3 protein-coding genes are annotated in these 2,124 nt (G+C 67.3%); all 3 read left to right on the top strand.

The features are described from left to right. The coding region (locus ACFSL4_RS34860; RefSeq protein ID WP_381091815.1) for a DNA/RNA non-specific endonuclease at positions 1-743 on the top strand (743 nt) is incomplete at its 5' end. 10 nt (positions 744-753) lie between these two features. Continuing rightward, positions 754-1,353, top strand: coding sequence for an SMI1/KNR4 family protein (locus ACFSL4_RS34855; RefSeq protein WP_381091813.1), 600 nt, complete (start codon positions 754-756; stop codon positions 1,351-1,353). Positions 1,354-1,521: 168 nt separating this feature from the next. After that, the coding region (locus tag ACFSL4_RS34850; RefSeq protein WP_381091811.1) for an RHS repeat-associated core domain-containing protein at positions 1,522-2,124 on the top strand (603 nt) is incomplete at its 3' end.

Raw genomic sequence — 2,124 nt, 5'->3', positions numbered from 1 at the left:
TCGGCTCAACGAGTCTGACCATCCGCTCGGGGGGAGCGGTCGCCGGCTCGCCAAGTGCACAGATCAACGTCAGCAACTCGGTCCTCAACACCGCCGCGGCCGCCGCGGCAGGCCTGACGACAGCCGCCGTCTGCGTGGCCACCGGCGGCTGCGACGGGACGCCGGAGGACAACAAGAACTCCAACTGCTCACTTGGTACCGGGGTCGGCTACCAAGTGCCAGGCGCGCTCGACGACGCAGGCCGTTCCACGGGAATGTTCGCCTGCGTCACCAAGAGCAGCATCCGTCCATCGGGCAGCGGGAAGGTGAGTGAGGCGGCGCGCGACGCGCTCTCCGGGTACAGGGAGGCGCAGACCTATGCCAAGGCGGCCGGGTTCAATGCCAAGACCAGCATCAATGCCTGCCACCTGATCGCGGACACTCTGGGCGGCTCGGGCTCCGACGTGCGTAACCTGGGAACCTGCTGGCGCGGGGTGAACACTCACGACCGCACAGCGGGCAGCCTCGGCCGCAACAACATGCGCGTCATGGAGGACGAGGTGAAGCGGGCCACCGAGAAGGGCCAAAGCGTGGCCTACACAGTGATCCCGCAGTACCGCACGGACAACAGCAAGGTCCCCTACCGATTCCTCCTCACCGCCCGCGGCTACTACAACAGCGGCGCCGCCGGGCTCTCGGACACGATGACGGTGTACAACACCTACGGCCCCTCCGGGGTGAACCTCGGTGACGTCGTCAATTAACGGAGAAACCATGCAACACCAACCCACCCCCGGCGGTTCCTTGGCACGCCTCATCTCCCTGGTAGCCCCGCCGGCCCGGGGCGGCAACACAGTGGAGTGGCGCAGCCTCTCCGAGCGGTATCCGAGGGGCTTCCCTGACGACTACAAGGAGTTCATGCGCGTCTACGGGCAGGGCCTGTTCGACGACTTCCTAGTGGTGTGCCCACCCGTCCAGGAGGTGTATCCCAACGATCCCGGCGCCACCGTCGAAGGGGTGACCGGCGATGCCGAGCTGACGGCCGAGGAGGAGGAGTACGACAGGCCCGAACTGCTCATCGGCTGGGGTCGGACCACCGAGGCGGACCTGCTGTGCTGGCGGGCGGACTCACCGGATCCCAACAATTGGGGCACGGTGATCTGGCGTCGGCACTGGGCAGCACCCGAGTGCTGGTCCTACTTCGACTGCGGCATGGTTGAGCTGTTGTGCCGGTACGCGGCTCGTGACCTGCCCGAGCACTGGACCTTCGACCTTCCCTACGCTGGGGCGCGGTTCATCCACGACCGTGATGACAGCCGATTTATGGACCTCGGTATCAATCCTTGGGGGGCCGAAGCCCTTCCGGAGCTGTGACGTGCCGTCGAAGCGCTTGCTCGGTGTCCTGCCACGGTCGGCGTAGGCCATGACCCGGTGGCCTGAGGCGCGGCGGGGCACCGGCGCCGGATTTGTGCACGCCATGAGCCGGGAGGACGAGCGAAGTCTCAACCGTGTCGGTGGAGCACCCGGCGATCACCGCGGTCGTTGCTCGGTACGGCACCGAGCGACGTGGTCGGCCAGTTCACCGCCACCGCGAGCGCGCTGACCGGTTCGGCAAGCTACGACCCCTGGGGCACCATCACCGCCGACGATCTGACCGACAGCCTCGGCTACCAGGGCGAGTACACCGCCCCCGCCGCCGGCAACGTGAACATGCACGCCCGCTGGTACACCCCGGACACGGGGGGCTTCAACTTCGCGGACACGGTGGACAACCCGGCGGTGGGCGACTCGGCCGCGGCGAACCCGTACGCGTACGGCGCCGGTACGCCACTCACCGGGACGGACCCGAGCGGTCACTGCTTCTGGGACCTGTGCATCGGCGAGACCGAAGGGGCCATCATCCTCGGCACAGCCTTGGTCAGCGCCTGCATCAAGTACTGCTCCTCCCTCTCCAACAGCCTGTCGGACGCGTACAACTCCACGTCGTCCTACATCTCGGATCACGTCCACAACCCCTTCCACAGCAGCCACGCCGCCGCCAGCAGCAGCTCAGCCGCGGGCGCCTCGGCCGCCACCAGCGTCTACGGCTCGTGTGCCGAGGTCTGGTCGATGTACTGCCAGCACCGCTACAACAGGACCCACCCC

Source organism: Streptomyces caeni, assembly GCF_042678285.1.
Lineage (GTDB): Bacteria > Actinomycetota > Actinomycetes > Streptomycetales > Streptomycetaceae > Streptomyces > Streptomyces caeni.
This window is presented reverse-complemented; position numbering and strand designations above follow the sequence as displayed.